The organism is Hoeflea sp. (assembly GCF_039975035.1).
Classification (GTDB): domain Bacteria; phylum Pseudomonadota; class Alphaproteobacteria; order Rhizobiales; family Rhizobiaceae; genus Hoeflea.
The window spans coordinates 1-21,020 of record NZ_JBDWHW010000037.1; the positions used below are offsets into that span (position 1 = coordinate 1).

The 21,020-nt window shown below is 61.8% G+C and carries 17 protein-coding genes; 2 read left to right on the forward strand and 15 right to left on the reverse strand.

Going from position 1 to position 21,020, the window contains the following annotated elements; translation table 11 throughout:
• Positions 1–295 precede the first annotated feature (295 nt).
• The 12 genes from murB to mraZ form a co-directional block, all read right to left on the reverse strand.
• On the reverse strand, positions 296–1,264 hold the full coding sequence (murB, locus tag ABJN75_RS02775; RefSeq protein WP_348436664.1) for a UDP-N-acetylmuramate dehydrogenase: 969 nt from the start codon (positions 1,262–1,264) through the stop codon (positions 296–298).
• 5 nt (positions 1,265–1,269) lie between these two features.
• Complete coding sequence (murC, locus tag ABJN75_RS02780; RefSeq protein ID WP_348436636.1) at positions 1,270–2,700, reverse strand: UDP-N-acetylmuramate--L-alanine ligase; 1,431 nt, start codon at positions 2,698–2,700, stop codon at positions 1,270–1,272.
• On the reverse strand, positions 2,697–3,824 hold the full coding sequence (gene murG, locus ABJN75_RS02785) for an undecaprenyldiphospho-muramoylpentapeptide beta-N-acetylglucosaminyltransferase (protein ID WP_348436638.1): 1,128 nt from the start codon (positions 3,822–3,824) through the stop codon (positions 2,697–2,699). The genes murC and murG overlap by 4 nt, the downstream gene beginning before the upstream one ends.
• A gap of 4 nt (positions 3,825–3,828) precedes the next feature.
• A complete protein-coding gene (gene ftsW / locus ABJN75_RS02790; protein WP_348436640.1) occupies positions 3,829–4,983 on the reverse strand; it encodes a putative lipid II flippase FtsW in 1,155 nt (384 codons plus the stop codon).
• On the reverse strand, positions 4,976–6,397 hold the full coding sequence (murD, locus tag ABJN75_RS02795; protein WP_348436642.1) for a UDP-N-acetylmuramoyl-L-alanine--D-glutamate ligase: 1,422 nt from the start codon (positions 6,395–6,397) through the stop codon (positions 4,976–4,978). Before murD ends, ftsW begins: the two co-directional genes overlap by 8 nt.
• Before the next feature lie 3 nt (positions 6,398–6,400).
• A complete protein-coding gene (gene mraY, locus ABJN75_RS02800) occupies positions 6,401–7,504 on the reverse strand; it encodes a phospho-N-acetylmuramoyl-pentapeptide-transferase (protein ID WP_348436644.1) in 1,104 nt (367 codons plus the stop codon).
• Between the two features lie 22 nt (positions 7,505–7,526).
• Entirely contained in the window at positions 7,527–8,960 is a 1,434-nt protein-coding gene (locus ABJN75_RS02805; RefSeq protein WP_348436646.1) for a UDP-N-acetylmuramoylalanyl-D-glutamyl-2,6-diaminopimelate--D-alanyl-D-alanine ligase, read from the reverse strand.
• Positions 8,957–10,366 (reverse strand): UDP-N-acetylmuramoyl-L-alanyl-D-glutamate--2,6-diaminopimelate ligase, encoded by a 1,410-nt coding sequence (locus ABJN75_RS02810; RefSeq protein WP_348436666.1) that lies wholly within the window; start codon positions 10,364–10,366, stop codon positions 8,957–8,959. The genes ABJN75_RS02805 and ABJN75_RS02810 overlap by 4 nt, the downstream gene beginning before the upstream one ends.
• A gap of 139 nt (positions 10,367–10,505) precedes the next feature.
• A complete protein-coding gene (locus ABJN75_RS02815; RefSeq protein ID WP_348436648.1) occupies positions 10,506–12,242 on the reverse strand; it encodes a penicillin-binding protein 2 in 1,737 nt (578 codons plus the stop codon).
• Complete coding sequence (locus ABJN75_RS02820; RefSeq protein WP_348436650.1) at positions 12,239–12,595, reverse strand: hypothetical protein; 357 nt, start codon at positions 12,593–12,595, stop codon at positions 12,239–12,241. Before ABJN75_RS02820 ends, ABJN75_RS02815 begins: the two co-directional genes overlap by 4 nt.
• Positions 12,596–12,598: 3 nt before the next feature.
• On the reverse strand, positions 12,599–13,624 hold the full coding sequence (gene rsmH / locus ABJN75_RS02825) for a 16S rRNA (cytosine(1402)-N(4))-methyltransferase RsmH (protein ID WP_348436652.1): 1,026 nt from the start codon (positions 13,622–13,624) through the stop codon (positions 12,599–12,601).
• A 26-nt stretch (positions 13,625–13,650) separates the two neighbouring features.
• The gene (gene mraZ, locus ABJN75_RS02830; RefSeq protein ID WP_348436654.1) at positions 13,651–14,079 is read right to left on the reverse strand and encodes a division/cell wall cluster transcriptional repressor MraZ; all 429 of its coding nucleotides are present in this window, start codon (positions 14,077–14,079) and stop codon (positions 13,651–13,653) included.
• Between the two features lie 615 nt (positions 14,080–14,694).
• On the opposite strand from mraZ, the gene ABJN75_RS02835 reads away from it, so the two are divergent.
• Both ABJN75_RS02835 and ABJN75_RS02840 read left to right on the forward strand, forming a co-directional pair.
• Complete coding sequence (locus ABJN75_RS02835; protein WP_348436656.1) at positions 14,695–15,246, forward strand: biliverdin-producing heme oxygenase; 552 nt, start codon at positions 14,695–14,697, stop codon at positions 15,244–15,246.
• Positions 15,243–17,822, forward strand: a complete 2,580-nt coding sequence (locus ABJN75_RS02840) for an HWE histidine kinase domain-containing protein (RefSeq protein WP_348436658.1) — start codon at positions 15,243–15,245, stop codon at positions 17,820–17,822. The genes ABJN75_RS02835 and ABJN75_RS02840 overlap by 4 nt, the downstream gene beginning before the upstream one ends.
• Positions 17,823–17,854: 32 nt before the next feature.
• On the opposite strand, the gene ABJN75_RS02845 is transcribed toward ABJN75_RS02840, so the two are convergent.
• The 3 genes from ABJN75_RS02845 to ABJN75_RS02855 all read right to left on the reverse strand — a co-directional run.
• On the reverse strand, positions 17,855–19,603 hold the full coding sequence (locus ABJN75_RS02845) for a TRAP transporter fused permease subunit (protein WP_348436668.1): 1,749 nt from the start codon (positions 19,601–19,603) through the stop codon (positions 17,855–17,857).
• Between the two features lie 109 nt (positions 19,604–19,712).
• Positions 19,713–20,669 carry a TAXI family TRAP transporter solute-binding subunit gene (locus tag ABJN75_RS02850; protein ID WP_348436660.1) on the reverse strand — a complete coding sequence of 319 codons (957 nt, stop codon included), beginning with the start codon at positions 20,667–20,669 and terminating at the stop codon, positions 19,713–19,715.
• 137 nt (positions 20,670–20,806) lie between these two features.
• A partial coding sequence (locus tag ABJN75_RS02855) for an SH3 domain-containing protein (RefSeq protein ID WP_348436662.1) occupies positions 20,807–21,020 on the reverse strand: 214 nt, incomplete at its 5' end.

The window sequence follows — 21,020 nt, forward strand, 5'->3', positions numbered from 1 at the left end:
GCCCCCGCCTTGAGCCCCACCAGGACCGATTTGCGACACACGTCCCGGTATGACCTGAACTCGCCCAGCATGAGCTGCTTGACGATCCAATTTCGGATCACGGCCACCATGAATACACTCCCGTTCGCGATGCGCATGGTAAGCCAGCGATGTTAAAGATGTCCTTATGCAGCAGGGCCCAATGCGTCGCGTCAGACCGAACTCAGAATGAGCGTTTGAGCATTGCTGCTGCATGTCCGTACGGCTTGCTCCGGAAAATCAACTGCGCAAAAGCCCGGATCGAAACGCCCGGTTTTCAGACCATCTGGCCCAGGAACTCCTGCACCACCTGCCCCGGTTCGAACAGCCCCAGCCGCTTGATTTCCCATTCAAGCCGGATGCCGGAATTTTCCATGACGCGCGCGCGAACGGTTTCGCCGAGGTTCTCCAGTTCATAGCCTGAAGCCGTGCCGGTGTTGATCATGAAATTGCAGTGCATCGGCGACATCTGCGCGCCGCCCACGGTCAGCCCGCGGCAGCCGGCCCCGTCGATCACCTTCCAGGCCGAATGGCCTTCAGGGTTCTTGAAGGTCGATCCGCCGGTCTTTTCGCGGATCGGCTGCACCGTTTCGCGGTGGTGCTGCACCGCGTCCATGGCTTCGCGGATCTCGGCCTTGTCAGCGGGTGTGCCCTCGAAGATGGCACGGGTGAAGATCAGATCGCCCGGTGCGGACGAATGGCGGTAGGCATACCCCATGTCGGCATTGGAAAGCACATGGCGTCCGCCCTTGCGGTCAACGGCGTGAACCTCGACGACGCGCTCGCGGGTTTCCACGCCATTGGCGCCGGCGTTCATGCGCAGTGCGCCGCCTATGGCCCCGGGGATGCCGTGATAGAAATGAAATCCGCCAAGCCCGACCTCAAGCGCCAAGGCCGCCAGATGCTTGTCCGGACAGGCTGCACCTGCCGAAAGCCGCGTGTCTGAGATCTGCTCGGCCTGGCCAAAGCCTTTGGCCGAAAGCCGGATTACCACACCGGGGATGCCGCCGTCACGAACCAGCAGGTTGGAGCCGATGCCAACCGGCAGAACCGGGATCTCCCCCGGCAGCGCGGCAAGAAAAATTGCCAGATCATCCTCGTCAGCGGGTTGAAACAACAACTCCGCCGGCCCACCAGTGCGGAACCAGGTAATCTTCGACATGTCGGAATTGGGCGTCAGCCGGCCGCGCACGCCGTCGAGCTTGTCCTTGAGCGACGCCAGCAGCTTTTCACCATCGACCTGCAGCGGCTTCATGCATCCCCCCCGTGATCAGGCGCGGGCTTGAGCGCATTGAGCTCCTTGGGCAACTGGTTGGCCCATTGCGTGATGGTGCCTGCGCCGAGACAAACGACATAGTCGCCCGGCTTGGCGATCTCGGCGATCAACGGCGCCAGCGCCGACGGGCCGTCGATCAGCCGGGCGTCACGGTGGCCGCCGGCTTTCATGCTGAAGACCAGCGCCGCCGAATTGATGCCCTCGATCGGCTCTTCGCCGGCGGCATAGACCGGAGCCATGATCACCGTGTTGGCGTCGTTGAAACAGCCGGCGAAATCGTCAAACAGGCTTTCGAGCCGCGTATAGCGGTGCGGCTGGGCCACCGCGATCACCCGGCCCTGACAGGCATCGCGGGCAGCCGAAAGCACCGCCTTGATCTCGACCGGGTGGTGGCCGTAATCATCAAAAATCTCGACGCCATTCCAGCTTCCGGTGTTGGTAAATCGGCGTTTCACCCCGCCAAACTGACCAAGCCCCTTGGCGATCTGCTCCGGCGAAAGCCCCAGTTCAAAGGCCACGGTAATCGCGGCCACGGCATTGGAGACATTGTGCTTGCCCGGCATCGGCAGCCGCAGATCCTTCAGCTCAACCGAAGCCCCGGTCTTGCGGCTGTGGATCACCACATCGAACACCGAGACCGCTCCGTCCATGCGATGGTTGAAATAGCGCACATCCGATTGCGGATTTTCGCCATAGGTGATGACCCGACGGTCCTCGATGCGTGAAACCAGTGCCTGCACTTCCGGGTGGTCGAGGCACATCACGCCAAATCCGTAAAACGGCACATTCTCGACGAACTGCCTGAACGCCAGGCGCACCGCGTCAAACGTGCCGTAGTGGTCAAGATGCTCGGGATCGATATTGGTGATGACGGCAATGTCGGCGGGCAGTTTGAGGAAGGTGCCGTCGCTCTCGTCGGCCTCCACCACCATCCATTCGCCCTCGCCCATGCGGGCATTGGTGCCATAGGCGTTGATGATGCCGCCATTGATCACGGTGGGGTCCAGTCCGCCGGCTTCGAGAAGCGTCGCCACCATCGAGGTCGTGGTGGTCTTGCCGTGGGTACCGCCAATGGCAATGGCATTGCGGAAACGCATCAGCTCGGCCAGCATTTCAGCCCGGCGCACCACCGGCAGCAGGCGCTCGCGCGCCGCTATCAATTCAGGATTGTTCTTCTTGATCGCGGTCGAGACCACCACCACCTCGGCGTCTCCGAGATTGGCCGCCGAATGGCCGATATGCACCTCGATGCCCTTGTCGCGCAGCCGCTGCACATTGGCGCTGTCGGATTGGTCAGACCCCTGCACCTTGTAGCCGAGATTGTTGAGCACCTCAGCAATGCCGCTCATGCCGATGCCGCCAATGCCGACAAAATGAACAAGGCCTATGGTTTGCGGCATTTTCATGCGGGAGTGCTCCTGAATTGCTCGATGCTGACACCTTCCGCAATAGCTTCTGCAAGATTGGCAAGCAAGCGCGCGGCGTCGGGTTTTCCGGTGGCCTGGGCGGCGGCGGCGGTGGCGGCAAGGCCGGCAGGATCGGTCATGCGGTCGGCGATCATGTCCGACAGGACCTGCGGGCTAAGCTCCGATTGCCTGACAACGCTGGCCCCGCCCTTTGCCATCAGCGCCTGCGCATTGGCAGCCTGATCATGATCGAGCGCATAGGGATAAGGCACCAGAATGGCCGAGCGGCCGATCACGGCAATTTCCGAGACGGTCGAGGCACCGGAGCGCGAAATCACCAGATGCGCCGCTCCGATGCGCGCCGCCATGTCGGTGAAGAACGGCGAGACCTCGGCCTTGACGCCCAGCTCCTGAAGCCGCGCCCTGACATGCGGTTCGTCTTCGGCCCGCGCCTGCTGGGTGAGCACCAGCCGCGCCCTCAGCGGATCAGGCAACAGCGCGATGGCCGCGGGGATCGCATCGGAGAAAAACTGCGCGCCCTGGCTGCCGCCGAACACCACCAGCCGGAACGGTTCGACTTCCATTGAGGGGACATAGGGAATCGCCGCCGCCGCGATGACTTCGGGACGCACCGGATTGCCGGTGATCACGGTCTTGGCGGCATGAGCACCCTTGCCCTCGGGCAGAAAGCCGCCGGCAATCACCTTGACGCGCGATGCCAGCGCCTTGTTGGCGCGTCCCATCACCGCATTCTGTTCGTGCAGCATCGACGGAATTCCGGCATTCGACGCCGCAATCAGCGGTGGAATGGTCGGATACCCGCCAAAGCCGACCACCGCGTCAGGTCTGATCCTGCGCAACAGCCTGCCGGCTTCACGCACGCCCTGAAACAGCGTCCACAATGACCTGATCACCTTGACCGGGTTCTTCGAGCCGATGGTGGCCGAGCGGACGATGTGGATTTCGGACGCGGGAAATTTTCCAGCAAAGCGTTCGGCGCGTTTGTCGGTGACCAGGTGCACCCGGTGACCGCGCGCGGAGAGTTCATGCGCCAGCGCTTCGGCCGGGAACAGATGTCCGCCGGTGCCACCGGCCGACAGCAGGAAGAGTTTGCTTTCAGCCATGATGCTATTCCGCCGCCACACTTGCCGCCGGCCGGTAGATGGCGCGCGGCTTGGCCCGGCTTTCCGGCCGCCGCCGGGTCAGCGCCAGCATGAAGCCCGCGGTGATGGCAACCGCGATCATCGATGATCCGCCATAGGAGATCAGCGGCAGTGTCATGCCCTTGGCCGGCAGCAACTCGAGATTGACGCCGATATTGATGAAGGACTGAAACCCGATCAGCAGCGAAAGCCCCGCCACCGACAGCCGGGTAAAGTCATCGTGCTCACGACCGGCGCGCATAAGTCCGCGAATGACAATGAACCCGAACAGCATCACCAGAACCATGCAGAAGATGATGCCGAATTCCTCGGCCGCGACGGAGAAGACAAAATCGGTGTGACTGTCGGGCAGGATACGCTTGATGGTGCCCTCGCCCGGGCCCTGACCCAGCCAGTCGCCCCGGATAATCGCCTCGCGCGCGGTGTCGACCTGGAAGCTGTCGCCCTCTCCGAAGAGAAAGCCGTTGATGCGGTCGGCCACGTGCGGAAACATGAGATAGGCGGAGACGGCGCCGCTTACCGCGACCCCGCCCAGAAGCACGATCCAGATCCACGACATGCCCGCCATGAAGAACATGCCGCCCCAGACCGCGGCCGTCAGCATGGTCTGGCCCAGATCGGGTTGCGCCACCAGCAGCGCTGCGACAATGCCGAACAGGATGATGGCGAACAGGTTGCCGGGGATTTCGGGATGCCGCGACCGTTCCGAAAACAGCCACGCACAGATGATGACGAACGCCGGCTTCATGAACTCCGACGGCTGGACCGATGTTCCCAGTATCGAAATCCAGCGCCGCGAGCCCTTGACCTCGACACCGAAAAACAGCGCCAGAACCATCATGGCGATCGAACCGGCCAAGAGAATCAGCGCCGAACGCCGCACCTGCCGCGGGCTTAGAAACGACACCCCGACCATCACCACCAGGGCCGGAATCAGAAAAAATCCGTGCCGCGTGACAAAATGAAAACTGTCGAGTCCCAGCCGTTCGGCGACGGCGGGACTGGCCGCGAAGGACAGCATCAGCCCGATCCCCATAAGCCCGATGAAAACCGCCAGAAAAAGGCGGTCGATGGTCCAGAACCAGTCGGCGACCAACCCGCGTTCAACCCGGCTAACCATGCTGTTCTCCATTGTTTTGAACATCGACGAGCATGTGATTACCATCCAGACCCGACACCAGGCTTACGAACGCGTCGCCGCGAACCTCGAAATTCCGGTACTGATCGAAACTGGCGCAGGCCGGCGACAACAGCACCACCGGCATCTCCGCCGCATCTTCCGCCGCATCCCTTGCCGCAGCACGGACCGCGTTGTCGAGCGTGCCGGAGATCTCGAAGGGCGCATGGGCGCCAATACTCGCCGCAAAACCCGCCGCCGCTTCGCCGATCAGATAAGCCTTGGCGATGCGGTCGAACAAAGGCTCGAGTGCAGCAATTCCGCCTTCTTTCGGCAATCCTCCGGCAATCCAGTAGATCCGCTCGTAACTCTTGAGCGCGGGCGCCGCGGCTTCGGCGTTGGTGGCCTTGGAATCATTGACAAAGACAACCCGGCCCTTCCGCGCCACCGGCTGCATCCGGTGCTTGAGGCCGGGAAAGGTGGCAAGACCGGCGCGGATCTCGTCATCGCTCAGCCCGACGGTCCGGCAGGCGGCGATCGCGGCGGCGGCATTTTGCGCGTTGTGCGCGCCGCGCAGGGTCGCAACAGCGCCCAGATCAGCCAGGTCGATGGCCACGCCGTCCTTCGCCTCACGGATCATCGCCCGGTTCGCGAACAAGCCATGCGTAAGAGCTTGATCCTTCGAGATCCGAACGACCCTTCGGCCCTGGCTTTCCAGCAGGTCGGCAATGCCGCTGCACCAGTCGTCGTCTACCCCGATGATGGCGACATCGCTTCGTTCCACGAGCCGTGCCTTGATCGCGGCGTAATGCTCCATCGAACCATGCCGGTCGAGATGATCGGGGGTGAGATTGAGAAGCAGTCCGGCGCTCGGGTCGAGCGAAGGCGCCAGATCGATCTGATAGGACGAGCACTCGACAACATGCACCCGGTTTGGCGCGGCCGGCGCCAGTGTGAGAACCGCCGTGCCGATATTGCCGCCAAGCTGGGCATCGCGGCCGCTGTGGGCGATCAGATGCGCGATCAGCGCGGTCGTGGTCGATTTGCCGTTGGTCCCGGTAATCGCGATGAACGGGCTGCCCGGCGCATGCGCCCGCCGCTCGCGCGCGAAAATTTCGACGTCGCCGATGATTTCGACATTGTGGGCGTTGGCGAGGTCGACTGTCCAGTGCGGCTTGGGGTGGGTCAGCGGCACGCCCGGCGACAAGACCAGCGTCTGTTGCACCGACCAGTCGACGTCTCGAAGATCACCGACGGTGAGCCCGGCGGCGCGGGCTGCCTCGACCTGGGCCGGATTGTCGTCCCATGACACGATATCGGCGCCGCCGGCGGCCAGCGACCGCGCTGTGGCGAGGCCGGATCCGCCCAGCCCGAAAAGCGCCACCCGTCGTCCGCCAAATGTGGATGCCGGAATCATCGACTACCTCAATTTCAGCGTCGCGAGGCCGATCATCGCCAGCCCGACCGAGATGATCCAGAACCGCACCACGACCTGGCTCTCGGTCCAGCCGAGTTTCTCGAAATGATGGTGGATCGGCGCCATCAGGAACACCCGCTTGCCGGTCAGCTTGAACGAGGCGACCTGGATGATCACCGACAACGCTTCGATGACAAACAGGCCGCCGATGATGGCCATGACAATCTCGTGCTTGGTCGCAACCGCCACGGTGCCGATCAGCCCACCCAGCGCCAGCGAACCGGTGTCACCCATGAAGATCGCCGCAGGCGGTGCATTGAACCACAAAAAGCCCAGTCCTGCGCCGATGACGGCACCAAGGATCACCGCCAGTTCACCGGTGCCGGGCACGAAATGGATCTGCAGGTAATTGGCAAACACCGCATTGCCGGCGAGATAGGCGATCGCCCCGAACGAGGCTGCCGCGATCATCACCGGAACGATGGCCAGCCCGTCCAGCCCATCGGTGAGGTTGACCGCATTGCCCGCCGAGACGATCACGAACGCACCGAAGAAGATGAAGAACCATCCCAGATCGAGCAGCAGGTCCTTGAAAAACGGAAACGCCACGGAGGATCCGAAGGCCGATCCATTGACGGTGGAGGCAGCCATCGAGGCCTGCATGATGAAAAACACCGCCACTCCCGCGATCAGGAATTCAAATCCGAGCCGGGCCTTGCCGGAAAATCCCTTGTCGGTCTGTTTGGTGACCTTGAGATAGTCGTCGTAAAATCCGATCGCGCCGAAACCGAGCGTCACCAGAAGCGTTGTGACGACATAGACGCTCGACAGGTCGGCCCACAGCAGCGACGAACCGACGATGCCCGCCAGGATCATCAACCCGCCCATGGTCGGCGTGCCGGCTTTGAGGAAATGGGTCTGAGGTCCATCTGCCCGGATTGGCTGTCCCCGGCCCTGCCGCAGCCGCAAAGACGCGATGATTCGCGGTCCGAACAGAAACACAATCAGCGCAGAGGTAAACATCGCCGCCCCGGTTCGGAAGGTGATGTATCTGAAAAGATTAAAAAACTGGACCTCGTCCGCCAGATCCACCAACCAGATAAGCATAAATTTCGGTCTCCTAGCGCCGTTAGCTTTGAGTGCTGCTGTCAGACAGCGCCGGATACTTGTCAAGCAACGCCTTGACGATGCGCCCGAAGCCGATGCCGAGCGATGACTTGACCATCACCGCATCCCCGTCCCTGAGATTTGATTTGAGATAGTCCGCCAGGCCGTCCGCGTCATCGCGGTAGACCGTTTCAATGTCCGATCCCAGTTCGTCCTTGAGCGCCAGCATTTCCGGGCCGGCGAGACACACCAGATCGGCCCTGGCCTGACGCAATGGTCCGGCCAGATCGCGATGCACACGGTCTGAAAAGCGTCCCATTTCCAGCATGTCGCCGAGCACGGCGATGCGGCGTCCGCCATCGCCTACCGGCGTATCGCGCAGCACTTCGAACGCCGCGCGCATCGAGGCGGGATTGGCGTTGTAGCTTTCATCGATCAGCACAAAGCTGCCGCCATCGATCTTCAGCCTGTGACGCGCACCGCGTCCTTTTTCGGCCGACATCCCGGCCAGCGCATGGATAGCCTTGCCCAGATCCGCGCCAACCAGGTGCACGGCACCGATCACTGCGAGCGCGTTCTGCACCAGATGCCGCCCCGGCGCGCCGATCCTGACGTCGAACTTCTCGCTGCGGATGCCGACGGTGATCGTCGAGCAATCGGGCAACAACTGGCAATCAAGCAGGCGGTAGTTGGCCTTGGCGTTTTCTCCGAAGGAATAGACCTGCTTGAGCCCCACCTCTCCGGCATGCTTTTTCAGCCAGCCATATTTTTCATTGTCACGATTGAGAAGAAGATACCCATCCTTGCCAAGCCCCTCCATGATCTCCGCCTTGGCGGCGGCAATCTCACCGAGATTTTTGAAATTTCCCATATGCGCCGCCGCAATCGTGGTGATGACCGCCACATGCGGGCCAACCATCTTAACCAGCGGGCGAATCTCGTCGGCATGGTTCATGCCGATCTCGAACACGCCGAAGGCCGCCGTGGCGGGCATCCTGGCCAGCGTCAGCGGCACGCCCCAGTGATTGTTGAACGAGGCTGCAGAGGCATGCACCTCTCCGCTTTCGGCAAGCGCCCGGCGCAGCATTTCCTTGCTGGACGTCTTGCCCACCGAACCGGTGATGGCGATGATTTTTGCTTCGGACCTGGCGCGCGACGCACGCCCGAGGTCCTCGAGAGCGGCCAGCACGTCGTTGACCACGATCATCGGCGCGGTGACCCGGCCAAGTGCCGGAAGCTTGGATTCGGCCACGACCAGCAGGCTGGCGCCATTCGCCACGGCGACGCTGGCAAAATCATGGCCATCGAACCTGTCGCCCTTGATCGCGAAGAAGGCTTCTCCCTCGCCAACAGTCCGGCTGTCGATCGAGATCCCGGTGATGCCTTCGGGCATGACGCCGAGCGGACGCCCGCCCATGGCTTCGATCATGTCTTGAGAGGTCCACAACAGGCTCATGCCTTCAGCTCCTCCAGTCCCTTGCGGATTTCCGCGCGATCGGAAAACGGCAGCACCTTGCCCCCGATCGTCTGTCCTTCCTCGTGCCCCTTGCCCGCCACGATCAGCGTATCGCCGGCCTTGAGCATGCCGAGCGCCTGCTTGATCGCCTCGGCGCGGTCGCCGATCTCGGTCGCGCCGGGGGCTGCGGTCATGATCTCGGCACGGATGGCCGCAGGCGCTTCCGAGCGCGGATTGTCGTCGGTGACGATCACCACATCGGCAAGCTCGGAGGCAATGGCGCCCATGATCGGTCGTTTGCCGCGATCCCGGTCGCCGCCGCAGCCAAACACCACGATCACCCGTCCGGTGGTGAATGGCCGAACTGCCTCCAGCACATTCTGCAAGGCTTCCGGCTTGTGCGCATAATCGACGTAAGCCGGCGCGCCTTCGGCGGTCGACCCGACCAGTTCAAGCCGGCCCGAAGCGCCGGTGAGATGCTCCAGCGCCTCCATCACCTGATCCGCCGATGTGCCGGTCGCTATCGCCATGCCGGCGGCGACAAGTGCGTTGGAAAACTGGAAATCGCCGGCCAGCGGCAGATGCACCTCGAAAATCCTGCCATCCAGATGGACTTCCGCGATTTGCTTGTGGCGCAGGTGCTCGACCCGCTTGAGGCTGAGAAAACCGCCCTTGCGGCCAACCGTCAGCACCTGGGCGCCGGCCCGTTCGGCAACCTCGACGGCGCGTTCGGACCAGGGATCATCGGCAAAGATCACCGCTGGCGCGCCTTTCGGCAACAAGGTATCGAACAACCGCATCTTGGCGGCCATGTAGCCGTCCATGCCGGAATGATAATCCAGATGATCGCGGCCCAGATTGGTAAAACCCGCAACGCTGAGCGCCACGCCGTCAAGCCGGCGCTGGTCAAGCCCGTGGCTGGATGCTTCCATCGCCGCATGGGTGACACCGCCGCTGGCGAGTTCGGCAAGAAGCCGGTGAAGCGACACCGGGTCGGGTGTCGTCAGTGTGCCGTAATCGATCCGGCCCGGCGCCACCACCCCGGTGGTGCCGATCATCGCCGCCTGCTCGCCAGCATGTGCCCAGACCTGACGCAGGAACGAGGCGACTGATGTCTTGCCCGCCGTGCCGGTCACCGCGCCGATCACCCGCGGCTGCGGCCCGAAGAAGGCGGCGGCCATGCGCGCCAGCGCAAGCCGTGGGTCTTCGGATCTGAGCACCGGAATCGTGAGATCCGCAAGCTCGGCGCCAAATGCGGCGACAATGGCGCCTGCGCCCCTGGAGGCGGCCTCGACAGCAAAACGTGCACCATCGGTTTTCACGCCTGACAGGGCGAAGAACACATTGCCCGGTTCAACCGCCCGGCTGTCGGCGATCAGCCCGGTCACGGGCATGTCGAACTCCATCGGGGCCGGAGCTGAGAAGGTCTGTGGCGGCAGGGCTGCAATCAGCGCGGACAGTTTCATGAAATTCCCTGGTCTCTCGTAATGGCGGCGGCTGCCGTTTTGAGTGTGTCCGGCGATGCCGTGCCCGCAACTTGTGTTTTCAGTATGACAAGGACAGTTCCTGTGAACCGTTTCCAAATCGCGGTTTGACTCCGAGAAAACCTGCCGAACGGCGAATGATGGCGCTGACCATGGGTGCGGCGTTGAGACCGGCGGTGGCGGAGGATTTTCCTTCCTCCGGCTTGGGCTCATCGATCACCACCAGCACGACATAATCCGGATTGTCGATTGGAAATGCCGACACGAAGGCGTTGAAGCGCACCGCCGAGGAGTAGCGGCCATTGACCACTTTTTCAGCCGTGCCGGTCTTGCCGCCGACATGGAAGCCTTCAACCTCGGCCCGACGGCCCGATCCCTTGGCGACATTCATCTCCATCAGGTCGCGCATGCTCTTGCTGGTCGATGGCTGGATGACCCGCACGGCGACCTTGTCCGCCTCCTCGGCGGTTCGCGGCATGAAGGTAGGTTCGATCAGCTTGCCGCCATTCATCAGCGCCGCCGCCGCCACCGCCGTTTGCAGTGGCGTGGTAGCCACGCCATGACCGAATGAAATGGTCACCGAGTTGATTTTCTTCCAGACCGACGGCTGGGTCGGGGTTGCCACTTCCGGCAATTCCGTCTGCATCCGCGACAGCAGTCCGAGCCGGGTGAGAAACTCCTGATGTCCTTCGATGCCGACCATGTCGGCAATTCGCGCCGAGCCGATATTGGAGGAGTAGATGAACACCTCCGGCACCGTCAGCATCCGGTTCTTGCCATGGAAATCCCGGATGGTGAACCCGCCGATGCGAATCGAGCCGCGGGCGTCGATTTCGTCGGTCAGCTTGATCTGGCCCGAATCCAGGCCCATCGCTGTAGTGAACACCTTGAAGGTGGAGCCCATTTCATACGTGCCCGCCGACATTCGGTTGAGCCGGTCTTTCTGAAGCGCTTCGACCGGGTTGTTGGGATCGTAATCGGGTAGCGAGGACATGCCGATGACTTCGCCGGTATGAATGTTGAGCACCACCCCGGCGGCGGCAATCGCCTTGTAGCGGTCCATGGCGGCGGCAAGCTCGTCGCGCAGCACGTGCTGAACCCTCAAGTCGAGTGACAGCTTCACCGGATTCATGTCTTCATTGACCGTCAAACCGGCTGCGGCAAGGTCGCCGAGCCCCTGCCCGTCGATGTATTTCTCCATCCCCGCGATGCCGCGGTTGTCGATGTTGACATGACCGACCACATGCGAGGCGGTGGGGCCACCGGGATAAAACCGCCGCGTTTCCGGCCTGAAACCGATGCCCGGGATGCCAAGCGACAGGATCTGGCTTTGCTGCTTGGGAGTGAGCTGGCGCCTGAGCCACTGAAATCTGGAATTTGACGACAATTTGCGGTGGATGCCGCGCATGTCGAGATCGGGAAGCACGGTGGCGAGCAACTCGATCGCCTCATCCGCATCGATGATCTTGTTGGGTTCGGCAAACAGCGACACCGTGCGAATGTCGGTGGCCAGCACTTCGCCGTTGCGGTCGAGAAGATCCGGACGCGAAACCAGCAACTGGTCGGGGCGCGCGATGGAAGACACCGTTTCGGGAGACCGCAATCCGTACTGCACCAGCCGCCCGCCAATGATGGCGTAGAATACCCCGAAACAGGCGATGGCGATGATCATGCGGTTCTTCGCCTGGGCGCCTTGCGCCTTGCGCACGCCTTCGAAGCCGTGCTGTGAAGCGCTGCGGGTCCCGGCCTGACCGGCCAACGGGTTGATGCCCGTCAGGATTGTTCTCAAGCTTTTCATGGTCTCACCGATCCCGTTGTCAAACTCGCATCGGTTCTGTTTTCTGCCACTTCAGCTTCGAAATCGCTGGCGCGGCCAGGCAATTCGTCGGGTTGGGCCATTTGCGTGGGTTCGATCGGCTTCAAGCCGAGCTCCGCTTCAAATGCCGTTGACAACCGCTGCAGGCGCGAGGGCTGGTTGAGCAGGCTCCAGTCAGCTTCCAGAAGGTCGATGGTTTCTTCCTGCAGCTTGATTTTGGCCTGAAGCTCGCGCACCTGCTCGAGCTTGTTCTCGGCGGCATGCTTGATCTGGTAGGTGACGGTGGCTGCCGCGATCATCGCGCCGACCAGCACCAAATCGAGTGTTCGCAACATGGCTTAGCCTCCTAGCGCCGCAAGTGCGGCGAGATTGGGGACGGGAAGGATGTCGTGACTGACCTTGCCGGCGGGCGCATTCGACCGCAAACCGGCCCGCAGCTTGGCTGAGCGTGCACGCGGATTGGACGTGCATTCGGCCTCACCGGCTGTCACCGGCTGCTTGCCGATCAGCGTGAAGGTGGCCGCGCGCTGGGCCACCATCGGCAAATGACGAGAACCCGACACCTTGCCGGCACGGTCCTGGAAAAAGCGCTTGACGATCCGGTCTTCAAGCGAATGGAAGCTCACCACCACCAGCCGTCCGCCTGGCTTGAGCGCCCGCTCGGCAGCAAACAGCGTATCGGCCAGTTCACCGAGTTCGTCGTTGACATAGGTCCTGAGCGCCTGGAACACTCTTGTGGCCGGATGAATCTTGTCCTGCGGCCGCCGTGGCGAGACCTTCTCGATCAGCCCGGCCAGTTGCCGCGTGGTCTCAAACGGGGCTTTCTGCCGTTCGGCCTCGATGGCGCGGGCAATGCGGCCGGCATGGCGTTCCTCGCCGAGAATTCCGAAAATCCGGGTCATGTCTGACGGCTTGGCGCGGTTGACCACATCGGCAGCGCTGACGCCCGATTGCGCCATGCGCATGTCGAGAGGACCATCGCGCATGAACGAAAAGCCGCGCTCGGCCTCGTCGATCTGCATCGAGGAGACGCCGATATCCAGCACCACGCCGTCAAGACTGGCTTCCTCGACGTGGTCAAGCAGGGAAGAAAAGCGGTCATGAATAAGCGCAAGTTTGCCGCCCGAAGCCTCAACCATCGCCGCACCCGCGGCAATCGCGTCGGGATCGCGGTCAAAACCGACCACCTCCGCCCCGGTCTCGAGAATGGCGGCCGTATAACCGCCCGCCCCGAACGTGCCGTCGACGATGGTCTCCCCGGCTACAGGCGCAAGCGCGCCCATGACCTCGCGCAGAAGAACCGGAATGTGACGGACAGGTCCGCCTTGGGCGTCAGTCTCTCCATCGCCCATGTCCGCCGCCATTCCGTTTCTCCATCCTTTGCGAACGGTCAGGAACTGGCCGTCCGTTCTTTCCGGGCGCGCGACTGCATTTCCTCGAATGCCGCCGGTTCCCAGAGCTGAAAATGATCCCCCCGCCCCGCGAACGTCACCTTGTCGGTGATGCCCGTGAAATCGCGGATGAAATCCGTCACCAGAAGCCGTCCCTCGCCGTCGAGCTTCATGAACACCCCGCCGCCATGAATGAGCAGCGACATCTTGTTGGCTTCCGCCGAGAACGGATCCTGCGATCCGATCATCCGCTCGAAGCGCTCGAGCACTTCCGGTCCGGCCATCGAGACCGCCGGAAACACGAAATCCTGCCAGGCGTAGAGCTCTTCGACCGCCGAGCGCGCCAGCACGGCGCGAAACATCGATGGCACGGAAACCCGCCCCTTCGCATCGATCCTGTTTGTCGCATTCGACAGGAACCGGTTCATGACTCTGTACCGCCGCTTCCGCCTTGTGATTCCACGCCATCGATCCCCCGCTTTGCCACCGTTCTTTCGCGCACAGGATTCCAAAGGCAGCGTTTGCCGCCTTGACGGGTCCGGTCGGGAACCGCGGTCCAAATGGAGATGAAACGGCGGGTGCCCGCCTGCTGATCTTGGGCATTTGGGATAACATGGGCCACCATGGGCGTCAATGGGAACCACTCCCATCTCGACCGTGAGTTTGTCCCGTTAATATCCTGTCAAGATTAACGAAGGGTTAGGAAATGCGGACAGGGAGTGAGTGAGAACACCGTTCGGACACAATGGCGGCGGCTGGGAAGTTGCGTGTTCCAAAACAGCCTTTGGACATTTGATTTAACGCACGAAGAATGTTCTACCGCATCAAGGCCACTGCATTGGTCCGATAAGGTTCGATCTGAAGGGTTTTGCAGCAACCACAGCGTCACCCTCGGGCACACCGATCCATCTGGGCTGATCGCGTCATGAGATATCCAGCCGATTCACGCGTTTCGGGCCCATTTCGCCTGAAACCACTTCAAATAAGCTTCCAGAATTAACCTAGATTAATGTTTTTGGAATCAACTGGGCTATAAGACCACGATGACGATGCAAAAAGGCACCAATCTGCGGACAAGATTGAAATCCGACACGGTGTCTGCGCACAACCGTGTCGATGCAGTCATGTCCGGGTATGATCTGACCATGGCGTGCGGACTTGCACGGTTTCTCCAGATCCATCAGACAGCCCTGCAACAAACCATGCCCATGCTTCGGCAAAGTGGCCATGATTTCGAGCCGCTGCCAGCCTTGATCGAGGCGGACCTGGCAGCACTCGGCCACAAACCTGTCAGCGCACCGCCGCTGCCAGGGGGGCAACTGGACGGCGACCCGCTCGGCTACGCTTATGTCGTCGCCGGATCGCACATGGGATCAAAGATCCTCAACAAGCGGCGCTTGCGTTCCAGCGATGCAAATGTGCTGCGCGCCGGCCGGTACCTCATCCGCGAGGACGCCGGTTTGACATGGCGGTCTCTCATGGCACAATTGGAGGGTCTTGAAGCCAAGGGCGAGGCACAGGATCTCGTCGTGGCAGGCGCACTTACCTGTTTTCGGTGTTTCGAAAACGCTGCTTTGACTGAAGGTAACGCATGACCCACGCGAAAACCGTCACTCCCGTCAAAGCTGTCGATCTGTCCAATTGCGATCGCGAGCCAATTCACGTTCTGGGCAAGGTACAGTCATTTGGCGCTCTGATTTCCGTGTCTTCGGATTGGTTCGTCAACCACGCCTCTAGCAACATTGATCAATTCATCGATGGCGTGGACGCCGAAGACCTGGTCGGCCGGCCGCTGAGCGATATACTCGACGCCGATGCAATCCACGACATCCGTTCGAAATTGCAGCAGCTCGGCAGCCCCGATGCGGTCCAGCGGCTGTTCGAATGCCGGTTGACCAAGAGCCCCGATCTGTTCGACCTGGCGCTGCACATTTCGGGGCGGTCTGTCGTCATCGAGATCGAACGCCATGAGGCAAGGAGCAAGACTGACCAGACGTCCTATGTGCGGCCGATGGTAGACCGCATCGCCAAGGCCAGTTCGGTGGAACAATTGTGCAAGGTCGCTGCACGCCAGGTTCGGGCACTGACCGGATTTGACCGGGTCATGGTCTACCAGTTCCAGCCTGATGGCAGCGGCCGGGTGATTGCCGAGGCGCTGACCACGGGCATGGACTCATTCAAGGGGCTGCACTACCCGGCATCCGACATTCCCAGTCAGGCCCGGCAGCTCTACAAGCGGAGCCTGCTGAGGATCATCAGCGACGTCGGCGACGAAGGCTGGGAAATCCATCCGGCGATCAGTCCTTCGGGGGAGCCGCTCGATCTTTCACTCAGCTCGACCCGCGCCGTCTCTCCGATTCACCTGGAATATTTGCGCAACATGGGCGTTGCCGCCTCGATGTCGATCTCCATTCTCAAGCGCGGCGAATTGTGGGGTCTGTTTGCCTGCCATCACAACAGCCCGCGCACCCTTCCTTACGATACCCGCACCGCTGCCGAATTGTTCGGCCAGATGTTCTCTTTCATGCTTGATCAGATGGAAGGCGACGTGGAGCGCGCCGAACGGGCCCGGGGCCAGGCGCTTCATGACCGGCTGATGACGCAACTGGCGGATGGTGCCAAGATCGAAGAAAATTTCGATGTGATCGCTGCGGCGATTCAGGAAGCCATTCCGTTTGACGGCGCAGTCGGCTGGATCAGGGGGAAATTCTTTAGTCAGGGATCGACCCCGTCAGCAGATGAGTTTGATGGCCTGGCCAGGTTCCTCAACACCACCGCGCCGGGAACCATTTTCAACACCGACAATCTGGCCAAGGTCTATCAACCGGCAACCGAATTCGCCGACCGGGCAGCCGGGCTTTTGGCCTTGCCGGTGTCGCGTTCGCCGCGCGATTACATCGTGCTGTTTCGCAGCGAGATCGCAAAGAATGTTTCCTGGGCAGGAAACCCGGAAAAGCCGATGAGCCTCGGGCCGAACGGCGCAAGACTCACGCCCCGCAAGAGTTTCGAGACCTGGCGCGAGGTTGTCCGCAACCAAAGCGCTCGCTGGACGTCGACCGAGGTCTATGCCGCCGAGGCCTTGCGCGTGACATTGCTTGAAGTGGTGCTGCGCATGAGCGACGCCAGCTTGAGAGAGCAGAGCCAGGCCCATGACCGCCAGGAGATCCTGATTTCCGAACTGAATCACCGGGTTCGCAATATTCTCAATCTGATCAGGGGGCTGGTCAATCAAAGCAAGAGCGAAGCGCGCAGCGTTTCCGAATTCACCGAAGTGGTCGGCGGCCGGATCCACGCTCTGGCACGCGCCCATGACCAGATCACCCGCAAGAACTGGAACCCGGCGTCAGCGCACGAACTGATCGCGCTTGAGGTCGAGGCCTATCTGGATGGCAACGCCGACCGGGTCCGGATCGAAGGCGTTGATGTGCTGCTCGAACCCGGCGCATTTACCACTTTCGCGCTGGTGGCTCACGAAATGATCACCAACTCCGCCAAATACGGCGCGCTCAGCAATCAGCACGGATCGCTGGAAATCACGACCACACATGAAGCTGACGGGCATTTTCACATACGCTGGATCGAGACCGGCGGACCGCCGATCACCAGTCCGCCATCGCGCCGCGGCTTCGGCAGCACGATTATCGAAAAATCGATTCCTTTCGAACTCAAGGGAACCGCGCTATTGCGCTTCGAGCCCACCGGGTTGAAGGCTGATTTCACAATCCCCGCAGCTTATGTCGCGGCGATCAAGCTGCCGAACAGGCCCGACAGCGCGACCAGTCCGATACGAGGCGGCGTGTCCATTCCGCAGCTTGATTGCAATGTCCTCATCGTCGAAGACAACATGATCATCGGGCTCGATGCCGAAGAATTCGTGCGCGAACTCGGCGCGCGGTCGGTCCATGTCGTATCCGATGTCAGCGACGCGATGGCCATCGTCAAGAGTACCGAACTCGGCTTCGCGCTTCTGGATGTTAATCTGGGAAGCGAGACCAGCGAGAGCGTGGCAGTTGCCCTGCAAGCCCGCTCGGTCGCATTCGCTTTTGCGACCGGCTATGGCGATCAGACCAGCCTTCTCGAGCGGTTCCCAAACGCCCTGGTGGTGCAAAAACCCTATTCCAAGGCGGACATTGTCCAGGCATTGAGCGGCCTTCGCGATGACAGGGAATAGTCGCCAAGGCTCACCTGACGAACACGGATATTTTAGAGCACCGGTCCAAACAGCACCAGTAATCCGGCAATGCCGAGACCGGCGCGGTGCAAGGGCCTGAACACCCCGATCAGCGCATGAGAAATCAGCGCCAGCCCCAGCCCGATCTGCACCAGCGCCACCAGCGCCGTGATCGGGTTGATGGCGATTTCCAGGATGGCCGGGTTGGCGACCATGGTCAGGGGAATGATGTAGAGCCCGACACCGAGGCTCATGGCGGTCACCGCTACCTTGAGCCAGTTCTCGCCGATCATGCCGGCGGCGATGAACACTGCCCCGCACACCGGCGGGGTGATGGTTGACAGCAGCGCGAACCAGAACACGAACAGATGCGCCTGCAGCGGCTCGAGCCCAAGCTTGATCAGCGCCGGACCGGCGACCGAAACGCAGATGACGTAGGCTGCCGTTGTCGGCACTTCCATGCCCAGCACCAGACAGGCAAGCGCCGTCAACAGCAGCGACGGCCACAACAACCCGCCCGACGCCGACAGGATCAGCGAGGTGATCTTGACGCCGAGCCCGGTGATCGACAGCACCCCGATGATGATCGACGCGCACAGGATGATGGCTGCAATCATCGAGACCTGCCGCGCCGCATTGATGACGGCATTTTCCAGCCGGCCAAGTGTGCGTCCGAGATCGAACCTGCCGTCGGCATGAAAAAACAGCATCACAAACCCGACCAGGATCGCCATGCTGGCGGCATATTGCGGTGTCATGCCGGTGACGAACATGCCCCACATCAGCACCGCGAAGGGAATGGCGAAAAACGCCGAGGTGATGAACACGGCGCGCGGGGACGGACGGTCTTCCGCCGAAAGCCCGGCCAGATCGTATCGCCCGGCATAGGCGTTGATCCCCACCCACACGGCAAAGAAATACAGGAACGCCGGCAGCACCGCGGCCGCCATGATCGCCGTATAGGGCACGCCGGTAAGTTCGACCATGACAAAGGCACCGGCCCCCATCAGTGGCGGCATGATCTGTCCGCCCGAGGACGCCACCGCCTCGACCGCCGCCGCCAGCCGCTTGGGGTAGCCAAGTTTCGTCATCGCCGGCAGCGTGATCGCGCCGGTGGAAGCGACATTGGCAGAGGCCGAGCCGGAGATCGAGCCGAACAGCGCCGAGGAGATCACCGACACCTTGGCCGCCCCGCCCCTGAGCCGGCCGGCAGCGGCGGACGCGATGTTCATGAACCCCTGCCCGGCTTCCCCGGCATTGAGCACCGCCCCGAAAATCACGAAAATCGCTACGACGCTGACCGAAACACCGGCAAGACTGCCCCAGATGCCGCCTTCGGCAATGGTCAGGGTGCCGAGGAAGCTCGCAAGCGGCGTGCCGGAATGACCGAACTCGCCGGGAATATACTGTCCGAACAGCCCGTAGAGCAGCGCCAGCAGAGCCACCAGCGGCAACGGCCAGCTGATCGCGCGGCGGGCGGCTTCGAGCACCACCACCAGCAAAATGACGGCGATACCGATCTGGAAATTGCCTTCGAGAAAGCCGTACTGGTCGCCAAGCGCGGAATGCTGCCAGGCGACCCAGATGCTGGCGGCCATGCCGAGTGCACCAAACACAGCACCACTCCAGCGGGCGAGCCTGCCACCCTCGGCAAACAGGAAGATCCACGGCAAGGCCAGTGCCAGATGCAGCGGCCGGCTGACCAGGTTCGGAACCAGCCCCCAGAAGATCAGCCCCAGATGAAATGCCACCAGACATGCGGCGCTGGCGATCATGGCCATTCGCATCCGACAGGCTCCCGGTCTTTGGTATTGATGACGGTCTTGCAACGTCGCGGTCTGCGCACCCCCGCTCTCAAGGCAGGGATGCGCAGCGCAAAGCAGTGCTCTGTTACTGCTGGTCGGCAGTCAGCTCAAAACCGGCTTCGGTATAGTAGCGCACTGCACCGGGATGCAGTTTGCTGGTGATGTTGGCCATCAGCGACTTGTCGACGCCCTTCCACCACGGCGCATCTTCGGCCATCGCGGTCTTGCTTTCCCAGAATGTCCTGGTCAGCTCATAGGCGGCGTCATCGCTCATCGCGGTGGTGGTGAACGCGGCGACAGGCAGCGATGTTGTGGCGATGTCGGCGGTCTGGCCGGCATAGGTCCCGGCGGGGATCACCAGCTTGGAGCGCTTGGTCCCGGCGATCTGCTCGTCGCTTAGCGACAGCACCACCACATCGGCGGAGGCCGCAGCTTCGATGACATTGGGAGCGGGCCACGACCCGGCTGTGACAAACCCGTCGATCTGGCCGTTCTTGAGCGCCGGCACGGCGTTTGACAGCTCGACTTCGGCCAGATTGACCTTGCCTTCAAGACCGAACAGATTGAGATATTTCTCGCCTTCGGTGGCACCGAACGAGCCCTTGCCCAGAAGGATGGTCTTGCCTTCCATGCCGGCGAAATCGGTGACGCCGCTGTCAGCCGACATGACAAAATGCATGGTCAGCGACGGGATCGGGAACAGCGCCCGGATGTCGTCGAATTTGGGATCACCCTTGCCCTCGAACATGGCCTTGCCGCCCTGGGCGAGACCGACAAGCGCCGGCGGGGTGGTGAAGACGTAGTCGCCGCCGCGCGCCTTTGCCTCCATCACGTTCTGAACAGAACCCTGGCTTTCCTCCACGGTGACGATGATGTCGCCATTGGTGCCGGCTTTCATCGCTTCCGCCAGTTGCACACCCATCTGATAGTAGGATGACCCGGTTTTCGCGGATTTGTAGGTGATCCGCGTTTCAGCGAATGCGCCCGATGTGACCAGGCTGGCACAAAGGCCGAGCGCCAGAATTACGGTGTTGTTTTTCAATTGCTTTCTCCCAACAAGCCTATGACTTCAGACAATGATCCTGAACCGTGGTCTTCGCATGAAAGAAGCACAATCGCAATTTCCAATTATCCGCGGTCTTGCGCGCAACAGCGGCGCGCGATCACCGGTCCTCCGGCTCAGGGGCAAACACCGCGTGCATCGACATATTTGCTCGACACCCAGCCTGATGGCATCGGCGTTCCCCAAATCGGCTGCATGCAACGACCCGACATGCAGGTGATGGCATACCAGTTTCCGCGCCGGTCGTAGACCGAGACTTCATCGCCCCGATAGACCTCGCCAGTCTGCCGGTAGGAGCTTCCCGGACCTGTGCGCACAGCGAGGAATCCA

What these genes read in the sequence shown, in the direction of transcription:
- murC (WP_348436636.1), bottom strand. Translation starts at nt 2,700, where the DNA reads ATGAAAATGCCGCAAACCATAGGCCTTGTTCATTTTGTCGGCATTGGC.
- murG (WP_348436638.1), bottom strand. Translation starts at nt 3,824, where the DNA reads ATGGCTGAAAGCAAACTCTTCCTGCTGTCGGCCGGTGGCACCGGCGGA.
- ftsW (WP_348436640.1), bottom strand. Translation starts at nt 4,983, where the DNA reads ATGGTTAGCCGGGTTGAACGCGGGTTGGTCGCCGACTGGTTCTGGACC.
- murD (WP_348436642.1), bottom strand. Translation starts at nt 6,397, where the DNA reads ATGATTCCGGCATCCACATTTGGCGGACGACGGGTGGCGCTTTTCGGG.
- mraY (WP_348436644.1), bottom strand. Translation starts at nt 7,504, where the DNA reads ATGCTTATCTGGTTGGTGGATCTGGCGGACGAGGTCCAGTTTTTTAAT.
- ABJN75_RS02805 (WP_348436646.1), bottom strand. Translation starts at nt 8,960, where the DNA reads ATGAGCCTGTTGTGGACCTCTCAAGACATGATCGAAGCCATGGGCGGG.
- ABJN75_RS02810 (WP_348436666.1), bottom strand. Translation starts at nt 10,366, where the DNA reads ATGGAGTTCGACATGCCCGTGACCGGGCTGATCGCCGACAGCCGGGCG.
- ABJN75_RS02815 (WP_348436648.1), bottom strand. Translation starts at nt 12,242, where the DNA reads ATGAAAAGCTTGAGAACAATCCTGACGGGCATCAACCCGTTGGCCGGT.
- ABJN75_RS02820 (WP_348436650.1), bottom strand. Translation starts at nt 12,595, where the DNA reads ATGTTGCGAACACTCGATTTGGTGCTGGTCGGCGCGATGATCGCGGCA.
- rsmH (WP_348436652.1), bottom strand. Translation starts at nt 13,624, where the DNA reads ATGGCGGCGGACATGGGCGATGGAGAGACTGACGCCCAAGGCGGACCT.
- mraZ (WP_348436654.1), bottom strand. Translation starts at nt 14,079, where the DNA reads ATGAACCGGTTCCTGTCGAATGCGACAAACAGGATCGATGCGAAGGGG.
- ABJN75_RS02835 (WP_348436656.1), top strand. Translation starts at nt 14,695, where the DNA reads ATGACGATGCAAAAAGGCACCAATCTGCGGACAAGATTGAAATCCGAC.
- ABJN75_RS02840 (WP_348436658.1), top strand. Translation starts at nt 15,243, where the DNA reads ATGACCCACGCGAAAACCGTCACTCCCGTCAAAGCTGTCGATCTGTCC.
- ABJN75_RS02845 (WP_348436668.1), bottom strand. Translation starts at nt 19,603, where the DNA reads ATGGCCATGATCGCCAGCGCCGCATGTCTGGTGGCATTTCATCTGGGG.